The organism is Acinetobacter sp. NIPH1876 (assembly GCF_022808535.1).
Taxonomy (GTDB): Bacteria; Pseudomonadota; Gammaproteobacteria; order Pseudomonadales; family Moraxellaceae; genus Acinetobacter; species Acinetobacter higginsii.
Genome location: NZ_JALGBR010000005.1, coordinates 235,981 through 252,182 on the forward strand (window position 1 = coordinate 235,981; position 16,202 = coordinate 252,182).

Sequence of the window (16,202 nt, forward strand, 5' to 3'; positions counted from 1 at the left end):
AGCAAATTCAGCAATTAATCGGTCTGATTATAAAGACTTATGCAGGCCAAGAAAGCCTGTTTCATATCTCTTTTGACCGTTGCCTCTGAAATATCCAGTTTTTCACTAATTGCACGATAGGTCAGTCCATCCAATTGCGATAATAAAAACACCTGTGCGGTACGTTGAGGTAGCTTTTCCAGCATCAAATGCACTTGATAAAGCGTTTCACAAATACAGACTTCGTATTCAGCTGAGGGATAGTATTCTTCTGGTAGCTGTGCAAGGGCATCTAAATACAGGTGTTCTACATGCTGATGCCGCCAATAATCAATAATCACATGCTTGGCGATGCCCATTAACCATGCCTGAGGTTCTTTAATCTTTTCAAAGCAATAGTCACTTTTTAAGGCACGATAGAACACTTCCTGACTCAAGTCTTCCGATTGATGGTGATGCTGTAGTTTGTGCTTAAACCAGGACAACAGTGTGCTTTGTTGCGATTGATAAACGTGGCTAAACCATAACTGTTTTTCTACATTCAGGTTCATAGCAAGGAGTCCACAAATGGGCAGGGAGATGCACAATTAAAGGCGGATGGAAAAAATATTTTCAAATAGTAATGATAATTGTTATTAATATCAATAAAATTGTATACATACTTTTACAGAAAAAATTGAGCTGATTTTGATTTTCGTTCGACTAAACCAATGTAGGGGAACATTTTTTGTTTTCTTCGTCTCCCATATTTTTAATGAATTTTGTTTGATTAAGTAGAGCATGCCATGAGTGAACAACAGATTGATTTAAAACTACAACAGCATTCTCGATCAAATAAAATCAAATGGTTGATTGCATTGACGGTGCTTTTATTGCTCGTGGCATGGAGTTGGAATTATTGGAAAAAATCCCAAGCCAATAAACAGGAATCGTTTAGCCAATGGAGTAAACCTGTGCCTGTGCGTGTGGTCGGGGTACAACGTGGCGATTTGCAATTACAAATTAAGGCCATTGGTACAGTGGTTCCAGCCAATACCGTGAATGTTCAAAGTCAGGTGTCAGGTGTATTGCAAAAATTATATTTCCAAGAAGGGCAATACATCAAGAAAGGGCAATTGTTAGCACAAATTGACCCGACCCCATTTCAGGTAGCATTGGCACAAGCACAGGGGACACAGCAACAAAATTTAGCGCAGTTGCAAAATGCACAAACTGAATTGAATCGTTATCAGCTGTTGTATAAGCAAGATTCGATTGCCAAGCAACAGGTTGATCAACAACAGGCCTTGGTCAATCAGCTCAAGGGACAGATGCAAGCCAATCAAGCACTGGTCGAAGCGGCAAAGTTACAATTGTCTTATACCAAGATATATGCGCCGATTGAGGGGCGTGTTGGTTTTCGCTTAAAAGATGCAGGTAATTTAATCCAAGCCAATGAAGCAACAGGTTTATTGAGTATTACCCAAATCCATCCTGTGTATATTCAGTTTGCGATTGCGGAAAATTATTTAGATACGGTTCGCCAAGCCACAAAAAATAAGCAAAGCATTCAAGTCAGTGCATGGGATCGTGCAGAACAGAAACAGCTGGCCACAGGTTCAGTTCAAGCACTAGATAACCAAATTGATTTGAATACTGGCACACTCAAAGTAAAAGCCGTTTTTGCCAATAATGATGATGCTTTATTTCCCAATCAATTTGTCAATGTTCGTTTAAATGCTAAGACCTTGCAAAATGCAGTGCATCTGCCAAGTGATGCCATCCAACATGGGGCAAAAGGCACTTATGTTTATATTGTGAATAAAGAAGATAAAGCCGAAGTGCGTATGTTAAAGCTAGGTGCGGTTTCACAAGGACAAACTGAGATCATTGAAGGCTTACAAGGCAATGAACGTGTTGTGTTAGAGGGCATTGATCGACTTTCCGAAGGGCAAGAAGTACAAATCGTTCAAGATGATGTTTCTAAGCCACTACCAGCAAAAACTGTCGCTGGATAAGTGTATGAATATTTCCAGATTCTTCATTTTACGACCTGTCGCCACCACATTATTAATGTTGGCACTATTTTTTAGCGGCTTGTTGGTGTGGCGTTTATTACCCGTGTCGGCATTGCCACAAGTCGATTATCCGATTATTCAGATTTACACCTTTCAGCCGGGTGCAAATCCTGACACGGTGCAACGAACCATCAGTTCACCGTTGGAAAGGGAGATGGGCAAGATTGCGGGTTTGAAGCAAATGTCTTCAAATAGCTCGGTGGGCGCATCGGTGATTACCCTGCAATTTGAGTTATCTGCCGAACTGGGCATTGTCGAGCAAGAAGTACAGTCGGCATTGAGCACAGCAAGCAGTAAATTGCCTAGTGATTTACCCACTCCACCGATCTATCGCAAAGTGAATCCTGCCGATGTGCCCGTGATTACCCTTGCAATTAGTTCTGACAGTTTGCCACTGACCACGGTCTATGACATGGTCGATACCCGAGTGGCGCAAAAACTGTCTCAGCTTTCTGGGGTGGGGATGGTTAGTCTTGCTGGCGGGCAACGTCCAGCGATTCGGGTGCAGATGAATCCAACTGCTTTGGCAGCGTTTAAGCTCAGTGCTGAAGATGTGCGTGCGGCTATTGCTGCCGCCAATGCCAATCAACCGAAAGGGAGTTTTGATGGGCCTTTTCGATCGACTATGCTGGATGCCAATGATCAGATGCGTTCGATAGCCGATTATGAAAGCCTGATTTTACGTTGGAACAATGGCGCACCGATTCGCTTAAAAGATGTCGCGCAGGTGTTCGAGGGCAGTGAAGATCGCTATATGGCAGCATGGGCAGACAGTCAATCGGCCATTTTGGTGAATATCCAGCGTCAGCCCAATGCCAATGTGATTGAGGTAGCAGATCAAATCAAAAAAATACTGCCTGAATTACAACAAAACCTACCCGACAATGTTCGTATTCGCGTCCTGACCGACCGAACGGAAAGTATTCGTAGCTCGATTAAAGATGTGCAAAAAGAACTGGTCTTCGCTGTGTGTTTGGTGGTGTTGGTCACCTTCTTATTTTTACGTAATTTTGCTGCGACCCTGATTCCGAGTATCGCCGTACCGCTGTCGATTATTGGTACGTTTGTATTGATGTATTTCCTTGGCTTCTCGGTCAATAACCTGACTTTAATGGCATTAACTATTGCCACTGGATTTGTGGTGGATGATGCGATTGTCATGCTCGAAAATATTGCGCGACACCGCGAGTCAGGTGAAAGCATGTTGCAAGCAGCACTAAAAGGATCAAAAGAAATTGGCTTTACCCTGATTTCTTTGACGATTTCTTTGATTGCTGTTTTGATTCCCTTGCTCTTTATGGGCGATGTGGTCGGACGCTTATTCCATGAGTTTGCGGTGACACTGGCAGCTGCAATTGCACTTTCATTGCTCGTTTCACTAACTTTAACTCCGATGATGTGTGCCTATTTGCTCAAAGATGCACCCAAGCATGCAGAGCAGCCGAGTCGATGGAGTCTGGATCGAGTGATTCAGCACTATGCGAAGTTGTTGCAATGGGTACTTCGACATCAACTGCTGACCTTGATGGTGATGTTGGCAACAGTGCTACTGGCAGGGCTGTTGTATTGGTCGATTCCAAAGAGTTTCTTTCCAGTACAGGATAATGGTGTGATTCAGGTGGTGACGGAAGCACCTGACCAGATTTCATTTCAAGCCATGAGTGAACGCCAACAGGCTTTGGCAGAAGTGATTTTAAAAGATCCTGCGGTTGCCAGCTTATCATCCTTTATTGGTGTCGATGCCAATAATCCGAAGTTAAGCAATGGGCGTATTTTGGTGAATTTAAAAGCACATGCCGAACGTGCACCTGCTGCGGAAGTGATGGCACGACTGAATGAAAATTTTGCACAAGTACATGGCATTAAAGGTTGGATGCAACCCGTACAAGAACTCAGTATAGAAGACAAAATTAGCCGCACCCAATATCAACTCAGCGTGACTGCACCCAAAAATCAATTGGTTGAGGAGTGGACGCCTAAATTGGTTCAGGCCTTGCGTCAGCAGGCTGCCTTTGCAGAAGTGACCAGTGAAGATGCAGGGCAGGGTTTACAAGCCTATATTGAGGTTAACCGTGATGCGGCAGCACGGTTGGGTCTAAGTGTTGAAGACATTAGTTTGGCTTTGCAAAATCTATTTGCGCAGCGCCAAATTGCAACTTTATATACGCAGTCCAATCAGTACCGCATTGTTTTAGAATTAGACCCAAAACTCACCCAAGGTATTGAGGCTTTAAACCAGACCTATATTCACAACAACCAAGGACAGCCGATTTTATTGAGCTCTGTTGCTACGATTGTCGAAAAACATGCGCCTATTCTTTTACAGCAACAGTCGCAATTTCCTGCCGTTGGGATTTCTTTTAATTTAGCCAAGGGGGTGTCTTTAGGAGAAGCGATTAAGGTGATTGAGCAGGTTAAACAAAGTCTTGAGCTACCGCCAGAGCTACAGGTTCAACTGCAAGGCGCAGCAGCAGCCTTTGAAAACTCACAGCAACATACCTTCTGGTTGGTGATTGCAGCGATTGTGACTATGTATATTGTGCTCGGCATGTTGTATGAGAGTTTTATTCATCCCGTGACTATTCTTTCAACCTTACCTTCTGCCGCGATAGGGGCATTACTGGCTTTGTTCATAGTGGGCCAGCCGTTGGACATGATTGCACTGATCGGGATTATTTTATTGATCGGTTTGGTCAAGAAAAACGGCATCATGATGGTGGATTTTGCACTTGTGGCGCAACGGAATCAGGGGTTGTCGGCTGAGCAAGCCATTTATCAGGCTGCTTTATTACGTTTCCGTCCAATTCTGATGACCACATTGGCCGCAGTAGTGGGTGCAATCCCGCTGATGCTGGCTTCGGGTTCTGGGGCTGAACTTCGTCAGCCACTTGGGTTGGTGATGGTAGGTGGCCTATTGGTCAGTCAGGTGCTCACCTTATTTACCACACCCGTGGTGTATCTGTTTTTTGATCGCCTGCAAGCCAAGCAACCCGATGCAAACCTGCTTTCAGATCAGACAGGAGCATCGCAATGACGTTGCTGTCTGTGTTTGTACAACGTCCAGTGGCCAGTGTACTGCTGGGGATTGCGATTGTTTTACTCGGTATATTGGCCTATTTGCGTTTGCCTGTTGCGGCATTACCACAAGCGGATATCCCGACCATTGTGGTGCGTGCCAATCTGCCTGGTGCCAGTCCAGAAAGTATGTCTGCAACAGTAGCAACCCCCTTAGAGCGTGCCATGATGGGGGTATCCGGGGTTAAGGCGATTAATTCATCCAGTAATCAAAGTTCGACACAGGTGGTTTTACACTTTGATTTGAATACCGATATTAATGAGGCCGCGCGTGAAGTTCAGGCTGCGATCAATGCGGCAATGTCACAGCTACCTGCAGGCATGCCGAGTCCGCCTGAATATTTCAAAATCAACCCGAGTCAAAGTCCGATTTTTTATTTGGCACTCAGCTCAAAACAACTTTCAGCGGCAAAGCTATACGAAATTGCATCCAATCAATTGCAACCGAATTTGGCGCAGATCAGTGGTGTCGGTGAAGTGTCGATTGACGGGGCTTCCATGCCTGCCGTGCGTATCACCATCAATCCAACGGCTTTAGTTTCAATGGGCATATCTCTTGAACAGGTACGACAGGCTGTTGCGAAAAGTAATGTGGTGCAGGCATTGGGCGTGGTGGAGCAACAGCAATTACGTTGGCAAGTGGCACTTTCTACAGAATTAAAGACCGCCCAAGATTTTGCCGATCTGATCATCCGACACACCGATCAAGGGGCTGTTCGCTTAAAAGATGTTGCAGAAGTGCGTGATTCGGTTGAAAACCGCTATGTCAGTGGTTTTCACAATGGGCAGCCTGCGGTGATTTTAAAAATTAGCCGACAGCCCAATGCCAATACTGTGGCGACCATTGACCTGATTAAAGCCAAATTGCCCGTTCTAAGAGAATTGATGCCACGTGATGCGCAATTGACTGTGGTGATGGATGGCTCGACTATTGTCCGTAACAGTTTAGAGGAAGCAAGGGATACCTTGTTTTTATCCATGTTGCTGGTGGTCATCGTTGTGGTGCTGATGTTGGGGCGGCTGCAAAGTGCGGTGATTCCCGCAATGGCACTACTGGTCACTTTAATTGGCGTATGCAGTCTGATTTATTTGGCTGGCTTTTCACTGAATAACCTGTCAATTATGGCGATCATCGTGGCGATTGGGTTGGTGGTGGATGATGCCATTGTGGTACTCGAAAATATTGAACGCTATATTGAACAAGGTGATTCTCCCGCACAAGCGGCGGTAAAAGGCATCCAAGAGGTTGGCTTTACCTTGATTGCCATGAATCTGGCATTGATGGTGATTTTCCTCTCGGTCTTGTTTATGGGCGGTGTGATAGAACGTTTATTCAGGGAGTTTTCGCTAACACTGGTGTTTGTGGTGGTTTTATCGGTCCTTGTTTCCTTGATCTTTACCCCAAGCTTATCAGCACGCTGTTTAAAACCTCTATCTCTTAATCACCCTCCACGACTGTATCGTTATAGCCATGATCTGATTCAGGGCTTGACTCAATCTTATATTCGCTCTCTTCATTGGGTACTCAAACATGCTTATCTGATTGTAGTGCTGTGGCTGGCAGCAATCATTGCTTCAGTTTATCTCTACAATTTATTGCCTAAACGCGTTTTGCCTGAACAAGACGCGGGGCGAGTTGGTGCTTTTATTCGTGGCGATGATGGCTTTTCTTTTCAGATTATGCAGCCGAAGATTGCCGCATTTAACCAAGCCTTACTCAAAGATCCTGCAGTACAGGATGTAGTGGGTACTTCCGGTGGCGGTGGTGGTATGACCAACTCATTTTTAATGGTCAGTCTCAAACCAAAAGCTGAACGCGATGGTTTAAGCTCCAAACAAGTGGTTGAGCGTTTAAAGAAAAATGCACCTTGGCAGGCGGGGGCAGTATTCTCCGCAGATGTCGAACAAGATTTGGAATTGGATGATCCTTTTTCCAGTGGCAATGCACAAGAATATTTGCTGTTACTGCAATCTGACAATGTGAGCTTACTGCGTGAATGGGCACCCAAAGTTGCAGAGGCCATGCGTAAACTGCCTGAGTTTGAAGAGGTGGAAACACAGGGTGATGAAGGCGCGCAGCATGTCACTTTAGACATCGACCGTGAAGCCGCAAAACGGTTGGGCATTGATATTGAAAATATTTCCAGTGTTTTAAATAACTCCTTTTCGCAACGGCAGATTTCCACAATTTATGATCGCAATGATCAGTTCTATGTGGTGATGGAAGTCGACCAACGTTTTACCGAACATCCAGAAGCCTTGGCGGATGTGAAAGTTCCGAATCAACAAGGGGCATATGTGCCTTTAAGCAATTTTGCCACGTGGAGTTACGGCATTAGCAATGATCGGGTTTATCGCCGTAATCAATTCGCTGCCATGGGTGTTGGCTACGTGGTGAAAAAAGGCTATAGCTATGAACAGGCAGATGCTGCGATCCGTCAGGTTTTGCCAAAGATCATGCTGCCAAAAGAAATCTTTGTGATGACAGATCGCGATGTCGAAACTGAAAGTCTACAGGCAGGTTTGAGTACGCCTGCTTTGATTGCGGCTGTGATCGTGCTGATTTTTATTGTCTTAGGGATTACTTATGAAAGTATTGTGCATCCTTTTACTATTTTATCCACCATTCCGACAGCAGCTCTGGGCGCTTTACTCAGCTTATGGTTGTTTCAGATTCCGTTTAGCCTGATTGCCTTGTTAGGTATCTTTTTGCTAATCGGGATTGTGGTGAAAAATGCGATCTTGCTGATTGATTTTACTTTGCAGCAACGACGTCAAGGTCACACCGATTTAGACAGCATTATCGCTGCGGCAACATTGCGTTTCAGACCGATTTTAATGACCAATACCGCAGCTTTATTGGGTGCGATTCCTTTGGCACTCGGTTGGGGCGAAGGCTCTGAAATGCGGCAACCACTGGGGATTGCCATTGTTGGTGGATTGGCGCTGGGTCAATTATTAACCTTATATACCACCCCTGTGATGTATCTCATATTTGAAAAATTCGCTCAATTACTGAATCGCTTCAAACTGCGATTGAATATCTTGCGTTGGAGTAAATAGGAAGTCGCTATGAAAAAAACAGTTTTTACACTTTCTATGGGTATCGCAGTGACGATGCTGCTCACAGCATGTCAGTCGTCCAGTACCCTTAAGCCTGCAGCCTATCAGCAGCCTGTGATTCAGAGTGCTGCACAATATAAATATGCAGATTTGCAGTGGATTGAAGCTTCCAAGATAGCAGCGACACCGCAGCAATGGTGGGAGATGTATCAGGATCCGATCTTATCCAAGCTGATACAGCAATTGGATCAGGACAACTTGAGCATCCAACAGGCCCAAGCTAAGTATCGCCATGCTATGGCATTGTTGGATGGACAACGTGCCAATGCACTTCCGAACATCACTATGGGCGGCAATGCCAATCAAACCGAAACTAAAAACGCTGGCAAGAGTCGTCAATTCGGTGCGAATGTCGCAGTGAGTTGGATTCCTGATCTTTGGGGGAGAGTTGCAAAAGCGGTGGAAGGGCAACAGGCCAACTTGCAAGCATCTGCTGCAGATTTGGCTGCCATTCAGCTGAGTCAGCAACTGCTCGCAGCAGAGGCCTATTGGAGCATACGTTTGTTCGATGCCAAGCTGGATGTGTTAAATCAGACCCAGCAAAGTGATCAACGATCTGTGCGTATTTTACAGCAGCAATACCAAGCAGGCATGATTGCACGGGCTGATGTGATTCAGGCTGAGACCCAACTTAAACAAGTCGGTCTGCAATTGTTAGAGCTACAACGTAGTCGTGATTTGCAAGAAAATGTGTTGGCGGTCTTGGTTGGACGCAATGTGGCGGACTTTAATTTAAATAAAAATCGCTATCAATTTAGCACCCCTCAAATCCCGACCCAAATTCCAAGTCGTCTTCTGGCACAACGTCCCGATGTGATTCGTAGCGAACGTGAATTGGCAATGACACATGCGCAATTAGGCCTAGCGCAAACTGCTTGGTTACCTGATTTGACCATCAGCTTGGATAGTACTGCCAATAGTCAGGTCTTTCATAGTCTATTGCAGTCACCCAATACCGCATGGTCAATGGGGGCAAAAGTCTTAGGCACATTGTTTGATGGGGGGAAACGACAGGCTGATATTCAACAGGCTCAAGCAAATTATGATGAAAAGCTTGCTGCTTATAAGCATTCAGTTTTAACAGGTTGGAAAGAAGTGGAGGATGGTTTGCTGCAAACAGGTCATTTCCAGCAGCAGATCGTAGCGCAACAGCAACTGCTTAAGCTGTCGATTGAAAATGAACGAGTTGCCAAGCAGCGTTATCAAGCAGGTTTGGTCAGTTATCTAGAAATCGCGACAGCACAGAATCTGCGTTTAAGTGCGGAAGAACGTTTATTGGAATTACAGCAATCGCATCTCAAAAATTCAGCGCAATTGGTGGCTGCATTGGGTGGTGGGATGAATTCTTCATCTTAAATTGAGTGGCATTATCAATCATTGCAGCTATTCATATTCAGTTTGAATGGCGTTTGGATCGCTGCAATTTATTTATTAAATTCGAAAGATACTGCTTGGATTATTATTTTTTTTGCTTTGTAACATTAAAAAGAATCATGATTGATGATTTTATTTTTGGATTTTTGAGGGGAAGGATTCCAATTTTTAGAGCGGTATTCTATTCAGCTCATGATTTTTATTTTTCAGTATCATCTGAATGCCTTTGTGTAAATTTTAGTAGTTAATCAAGCAAATAGCGCTTCGATATGTAGAATAAAAAATAGCCATTTTTATTAGAGAAAGACGTTCATCATAAATTAATTTAGATCTTTCTTATTTCATCTTCATCCCAATCTGAGATAACGGAGCAAATATGATTGTATTATTGATATTGCTTGGCCTATTGATTCAGTTAGTTGTGGTATGGGCTGTTTTTTATTTTGAAGCCAATCGAACTGTTGGCTGTCTTGTTTCCATTGTCGCCGCCATTCTGTGCAGTGTGTTGATCACACCGTGGAGTCTGTTACTGGGCATCCCGATTATTCTCGCGAGTGTGATTGTTTTGATTGCACCTTTACGTGATGCTTTGGTGAGTCGACCTGCGTTTAATATTCTCTCAAAAGCAATGCCGAGTATGAGTATCACCGAAAGAGAAGCCTTGGAAGCAGGGACCAGCTGGTGGGAAAAAGAACTATTTATGGGGGCGCCTGATTGGGAAAAGTTTGATCAATATCCTTATCCAACTTTATCCGCAGAAGAACAGGCATTTTTAGATCATGAAGTACAACAGCTCTGTTCCATGTTAGATGAATGGCAGATTCATCATCAAGAAAAAGACCTACCGCCAGAGGTTTGGCAATTTATTAAAGACAACGGCTTTTTAGGTTTGATTATTCCGAAATCATTTGGCGGTAAGCAATTTACACCGTTTGCACAAAGTCGAATTATGAGCAAAATTGCGTCTCGTTCCTTAACTGCTGCCGTCAGTTGTATGGTGCCGAATTCGCTTGGGCCAGGTGAGTTACTGCTGCACTATGGGACCGAAGAGCAAAAACAACGCTATTTACCCGGATTGGCAAAAGGGATAGAAGTGCCTTGTTTTGGTTTGACCAGCCCTGAAGCAGGGTCAGATGCAGGGGCGATTCCTGATACGGGTGTAGTTTGTTATGGGCAATACCAAGGTCAGGACGTTCTAGGCTTAAAAATGAACTTCTCTAAGCGCTGGATTACCCTTGCACCGATTGCGACCGTGATTGGTTTGGCGTTTAAGCTCTATGATCCAGAAGGTTTGCTTGGTGATAAAAGCAAAGTGGAATATGGCATTACCTGTGCCTTGATTCCTGCTGACCATGAAGGTATTCAGATCGGCCCTCGACATAATCCAGGCGCACCGTTTATGAATGGTACGGTTGAGGGCAGTGATGTCTTTATTCCATTGGACTGGATTATTGGTGGGCAGCAAAATGCAGGTAAAGGTTGGCGTATGCTGATGGAGTGCCTAGGCGTGGGGCGCGGTATTTCACTGCCTGCTTTGGCAACTGCCGGAGGAGAAATGAGCTATCTGTTGGTCGGTGCATTTGCCAGTGTTCGCCAACAATTCAAAATCTCGGTTGGGCATTTTGAAGGCGTACAAGAGGCGACCAGTGATATCGCCAGCGATGCCTATATGTTGGAATCATTTCGTTATCTCGTGACTTGTGGTTTAAACCAAGGTGGAACGCCTGCGGTGATGACTGCAATGGCCAAATACTATGCTACTGAAACCATGCGTAAAGTGGTCAATCACGGTATGGACGTGGTCGGTGGGCGAGCGATTCAATTAGGGCCACGTAACTTTCTTGCGCTGACTTATCAATCCATTCCTGTCGCGATTACCGTAGAAGGAGCCAATATTCTGACGCGTTCCTTGATGATTTTTGGTCAAGGTTCAATGCGTTGTCATCCTTATTTATTCGAAGAACTACAGTTATTGCAATCGGAAGATAAGGCATCTGCTTTCAAGGCATTCTCTCCTTTACTGTTTAAGCATCTGGCTTATACCTTTAATCGCGCTGCCAAGGCAGCAGCCTATTCGATTACGGGTGGTTCAAATCAAGGCTCTCAACAAGCAGACGATTTTTCCAAAGCATATTACAGTAAGATCAACCGTTTCAGCGCCGATTTTGCATTAACGGCGGATATGGCACTTGGAATTTTAGCAGGTGATTTAAAACGTAAAGAAATGCTGTCTGGTCGATTGGCCGATATCCATTCCAACTTATTTATTGCTACGGCAATTTTGAAATACTACGAGCATGGTCAAAGAACTGAAGCTGAACAAAAACATGCAGAATTGGCCCTCAATAAAGCTTTATATCAAGTGCAAGAAGCGTTCTTTGGCTTCTATGACAATTTCCCAATGAAGCTTGCTGCGTATATGGTCAAATTGCTGTGCTTCCCATTTGGTCGTCCAATTGCAGCTCCATCAGATCAGTTGAAGCAAGAGGTGGCTCAACTAATCATGCAAGAACATGCGTTCCGAGATCAGTTAAAGCAACATGTTTATTACAACACCGATGCTAACGATGTGATGGGGCGTATGGAATCAACTTTTCAGGCATTATTACCACTACAACCGTTGTGGAATAAGTTTAAAAAGGCAGAATCGAAAGATCAGTTTAGTGGTTTGACCTTTGAGGAACATATTGCTGATGCGATTGAGACAGGTTTCATTACAACAGCTGAAGCAGAGTCACTTGTACAATATAACGCTAAACGTTATGACAGTATGTTGACGGATATTTTTGATGCACATTTAGACAAGGAACTGCCACTGGATAATCCGCATCTTAAAACCTGATCGTTTTTAGCATATTGGCATTAAGATCGAACAGTTCTGAATATATTGATGATGGTATTGTCCATGTTTTAATAATATTTGGGACTGTTTTCATAACAGTTCTAATTTTTCCATGCTTATCTGTTATATTTTTTTTAGAAAATTCTGTGTCTTTTTTTTGTCTGTATCTTATTGCACTATAACAACATGAGTTGAGCAAAGCCAAAGGTGCCGATATGAGTTTTTTGAAAAAAAAGAATAATGCCAGTTTTGTATTCTTCATCATTACACTGTATGCATTCCTCGGATTTGGTCTAGGCTACATTATCTGGGAATATGTTTTATAAGCAGCAATTTCTGTGTGTTGTTGAAGCTGGGTTAAGACAGGCAAATAGGGAATAATATTATTCCCTATTTGCTAGAGCATTATATTTATTTTGCCAAAAATGTAGCAGCTTCAGTAATTAAGGCAGTCACTTCTTTCGGTTGTGAAGCCAATGAAGCATGACTTGCGTTTAAAGAAATGACTTTTTTGGCATTTAAACGATCAGACATCACGGCTTGGTTTTCTGGGCTGATCATGCGGTCTTGGGTCGAGATTTGATACCAAGAAGGTTTGGTTTTCCAAGCAGGGTTGCTAATGTTATCGCCAAAGGTACTGGCTAAAGGCGCCTTTTGAGTGACACCCATGGCAAAGCCTTCATCTTGGGTGAGATCCTGACAGAAACTTTCGTGAAATTTATCGACTTTAAGCCAAAGATAACCATCACTATCTGGTTCTAGATTCGGCGCTGCAACAGGTAAATGTTGTTGGGTAATTGCCCCTGGGCTTTCATTGCTATCTGGTGCAAAGGCGGCAATATAAACCAAACCTACGACATTTGGATGATTACCTGCTTCGGTAATGACTGCTCCGCCGTAAGAATGACCCACCAAAAGCACATCACCATCAACTTGGGCAATCATTTTTTGAGTTCGTTCAACGTCATCTGCGAGAGAGGTTAATGGAAGTTCCACGGCACGTAAGGCCTTATAACCTTGATGGGACAATTCAGTAATCACTTTGGTCCAATGGGCTGCACCGCCCCAAAAACCGTGTACGAGAATAATGGTCGGTTGAGTACTCATATTTATCTCCTAGATAAATGCTATTGTATTGAATTTTCAGTATTTAATAGTGGAAGCTTTACGGTATAAAGAGATATGAAGTGGTGGGTGTTTTTTATACTAACGAAATCTTCTCAAAAGATTATTGGTGTTTTGTTATGCTTTCACAATAACTGAAACGCCAATGTTTTTGCAGAAACACTTTTAAGGACAAAAGCATAAAATGAGTGATGAGTATGATCCGCAGGTGTTAACCGATATCTTCTTTGATATTTATCGCTTCGCCGATATCTCGGGTGAAATCTATGGCGTAGAAAATCTCTTAGCAGACAACAAACTGTGCTTTCCTGCCCGATATGCTTATATCCATATTATTCAAAATGCGAGTTGCAGAATTAAAATTAAGCGACTTAATCTTGAGCTGATCTTAAAAGCTGGAGACATTGTTGTCTTGCCAACGAAGCTTGAGCATTCGATTGAAATCGTAAGTGGACAAACAACGGAAGCATCTGTGATTAGCTGCACTTTTGAATTGAACGGTATTTATGGCGAGGCGATTGCAGAAGGATTGCCGAGTTACATTCATGTACCGTCACATCATAATGCTGAAAAAGTCGCGGAATGGGTACCCATGACCGTTGCTGCAATCAAGCTTGAGCTTGAACACCCAGCACTTGGCAGTCGAGTCATGCTGTCTCGAATCATTGATTTATTGTTGGTCTGGTCGATACGTTTTTGGTTGGCTAAAGAGCAGATTGAGCATAAAGGCTGGATTTCTGCATTACGTGATCCGATGATGAGTAAGGTATTGTCGTTGATGCATGCACAACCAGCATATGAATGGGATGTTGCGTCGCTTGCCCAACTGACCAAACAATCTCGCTCCAGTTTTTCCAAAAAATTTGTTGAGTTGGTTGGCGTACCCCCGATGCTGTATTTAAAAAATTGGCGGATGAAATTAGCCAGCCAATTGCTTAAAGAAACCGATAAAAATATTGCACAAGTTGCTGAATGCATCGGCTATTCTTCTCAAGCCGCCTTTAGCCGTGCTTTTGCACAGCGCTTTGGTTACGCACCTAAAAACTTTAGGGCTGCGATAAGTCAGGAAGTATTTTAAAGTATTCGAGCAAATGCAAAAATGGGAATTTGCACTGATGCAGACCGAACTGCATCAGTGCATTGAAATCCAAGCTTGGATTTTATTTGTTCAATGACCACTGAATTGCAGCATCAAACAGTTTCAAGCCGTCCTCAGACAGATTCGTAAAGGTCTCATTATTGAGAAAAAACATCAGTCGTTTTGCCGGTGCTAGCGACTCATAATCCATGGTCGCACCTTTTTCATAGCCCCAGATTGCGACTTTTTCAGGTTGCCCATAGATAGTCGCAATGATGGTGGCACCGAGTCCTGGTTTACCCCAACTCATTGGTGCTTGTGATTTATAGACGTTACGTGTTCCCGCGGAAAGATGCGCAGATAGGGGATGTGGTGCATTGACCAGCCACAAATAACGTTCTTTCTCGACTTCACCAAAATCTGTATTGATGCGTTTACCTGTCATGGCTAAATCATCCAGATAATCATTTTCCCATGTCATCAGTGGAATCGGCAGCTGTCGCCAACCCGATTGAAGATTTTTGGATGCCACCGTTGAAGAGATAATCACTAGATCGGTGTTTGTTAAACTGTTGGGGGAAACAGATTGATCAATGACTTCAACTTGATAGCCCTTGCGTTGCAAGTAATTTTGAATCGCAACATCGGTGGCAAAGGAAGAACCTTTGAGCTGTGAAATCAGGGCAATCCGTGTTTGGGCGTAAACAGAGGATGTCCATGTACTAAAGGCAAGGATCATCATCATGATCGTAAGAATTTTTTTCATAATGAACTTACTGCGCTGATCCTCTATTAGAATTTAAAAGTGGCACGTAATACCGCTTGACGAGAATCCCCTTGAGACACCGCCAGATGATGCGCGCCGAGATAATTTACCCAAAATATTGAGATAAATCGAATAAATAATAGTTTCACCATTTGAAACCATTTTTCATAATTCAACCCATCACTATGCAGTACGTCGCCAGCGTAAATCAACAATAGATGGCTGGACAATATTATGAGCCACTCCACCACCAATCGTTTTAGATTTCATCGTACCGTAAGAATCTGACGTGCTATCATTTGCAAACCCACTTGTTTCACCTCCATAAGTCCAGTCACCTTCAGATGCTACATAACCAGCTCTAAACATTGTTGTTTCAGCTTTATGTTCAGGTAACTCGTTAACTGATAATGTATGTTGATATTCTCCAAATACTGTACCGATAACCTTAGTCCAAGCTGGATCGTTCGCTTGCGTTGATAAACCAACTGAAGCTTTACCTTCACCGTGTCTGACCCAAGTCGTACCGCTGAAGTGGCTGTTTGGATTAAAGTTCACAGCGAACTCAATGATTACACCAACAGGGTAAATTCGATCAATGATCGCACCAGCAAAGGTTTCGAGCGTAGAGATGCGCTGAGATAGTTGATTATCAGCTGTGGCTCTCGTAGTTGCCTCGTTATCAATTTTCTGTTGCGTAGCAGCAGCCAAAGCCACCACATCATCTTCAGTCGATAACAACTGAAAAAGCTGATCGCGTTGACCAGAATTTAATGTACGGCC

The 16,202-nt window shown here is 43.6% G+C and carries 12 protein-coding genes; 7 read left to right on the forward strand and 5 right to left on the reverse strand.

Features of this window, described 5'->3' with window-relative positions:
* Positions 1 to 14 precede the first annotated feature (14 nt).
* Positions 15 to 530 (reverse strand): sigma-70 family RNA polymerase sigma factor, encoded by a 516-nt coding sequence (locus tag MN869_RS07235; RefSeq protein WP_033133172.1) that lies wholly within the window; start codon positions 528 to 530, stop codon positions 15 to 17.
* A gap of 234 nt (positions 531 to 764) precedes the next feature.
* Here MN869_RS07235 and MN869_RS07240 point away from each other — a divergent pair, with 234 nt between their 5' ends.
* The 6 genes from MN869_RS07240 to MN869_RS07265 all read left to right on the forward strand — a co-directional run bounded on the left by MN869_RS07240 (position 765) and on the right by MN869_RS07265 (position 12,776).
* Positions 765 to 1,976, forward strand: a complete 1,212-nt coding sequence (locus MN869_RS07240; protein WP_033133171.1) for an efflux RND transporter periplasmic adaptor subunit — start codon at positions 765 to 767, stop codon at positions 1,974 to 1,976.
* A 4-nt stretch (positions 1,977 to 1,980) separates the two neighbouring features.
* Positions 1,981 to 5,070: a multidrug efflux RND transporter permease subunit gene (locus tag MN869_RS07245; RefSeq protein WP_033133170.1), complete on the forward strand. Its 3,090-nt coding sequence runs from the start codon at positions 1,981 to 1,983 to the stop codon at positions 5,068 to 5,070.
* Entirely contained in the window at positions 5,067 to 8,174 is a 3,108-nt protein-coding gene (locus MN869_RS07250; RefSeq protein ID WP_033133169.1) for an efflux RND transporter permease subunit, read from the forward strand. Before MN869_RS07245 ends, MN869_RS07250 begins: the two co-directional genes overlap by 4 nt.
* 9 nt (positions 8,175 to 8,183) lie before the next feature.
* The gene (locus MN869_RS07255) at positions 8,184 to 9,590 is read left to right on the forward strand and encodes an efflux transporter outer membrane subunit (RefSeq protein WP_033133168.1); all 1,407 of its coding nucleotides are present in this window, start codon (positions 8,184 to 8,186) and stop codon (positions 9,588 to 9,590) included.
* A gap of 394 nt (positions 9,591 to 9,984) precedes the next feature.
* Positions 9,985 to 12,450, forward strand: a complete 2,466-nt coding sequence (locus MN869_RS07260; protein ID WP_033133167.1) for an acyl-CoA dehydrogenase — start codon at positions 9,985 to 9,987, stop codon at positions 12,448 to 12,450.
* A 215-nt stretch (positions 12,451 to 12,665) separates the two neighbouring features.
* Positions 12,666 to 12,776, forward strand: coding sequence for a hypothetical protein (locus MN869_RS07265; protein ID WP_085942822.1), 111 nt, complete (start codon positions 12,666 to 12,668; stop codon positions 12,774 to 12,776).
* An 85-nt stretch (positions 12,777 to 12,861) separates the two neighbouring features.
* On the opposite strand, the gene MN869_RS07270 is transcribed toward MN869_RS07265, so the two are convergent.
* A complete protein-coding gene (locus MN869_RS07270; protein ID WP_005205159.1) occupies positions 12,862 to 13,557 on the reverse strand; it encodes an alpha/beta hydrolase in 696 nt (231 codons plus the stop codon).
* A 202-nt stretch (positions 13,558 to 13,759) separates the two neighbouring features.
* On the opposite strand from MN869_RS07270, the gene MN869_RS07275 reads away from it, so the two are divergent.
* Complete coding sequence (locus tag MN869_RS07275; protein ID WP_033133165.1) at positions 13,760 to 14,653, forward strand: AraC family transcriptional regulator; 894 nt, start codon at positions 13,760 to 13,762, stop codon at positions 14,651 to 14,653.
* A gap of 82 nt (positions 14,654 to 14,735) precedes the next feature.
* Here MN869_RS07275 and MN869_RS07280 read toward each other — a convergent pair whose 3' ends face one another.
* The 3 genes from MN869_RS07280 to MN869_RS07285 all read right to left on the reverse strand — a co-directional run.
* Positions 14,736 to 15,419, reverse strand: a complete 684-nt coding sequence (locus tag MN869_RS07280; RefSeq protein WP_033133164.1) for a membrane protein — start codon at positions 15,417 to 15,419, stop codon at positions 14,736 to 14,738.
* A gap of 26 nt (positions 15,420 to 15,445) precedes the next feature.
* Complete coding sequence (locus tag MN869_RS20395) at positions 15,446 to 15,571, reverse strand: hypothetical protein (RefSeq protein ID WP_279324134.1); 126 nt, start codon at positions 15,569 to 15,571, stop codon at positions 15,446 to 15,448.
* Positions 15,572 to 15,602: 31 nt separating this feature from the next.
* The coding region (locus tag MN869_RS07285) for a hypothetical protein (RefSeq protein ID WP_243307015.1) at positions 15,603 to 16,202 on the reverse strand (600 nt) is incomplete at its 5' end.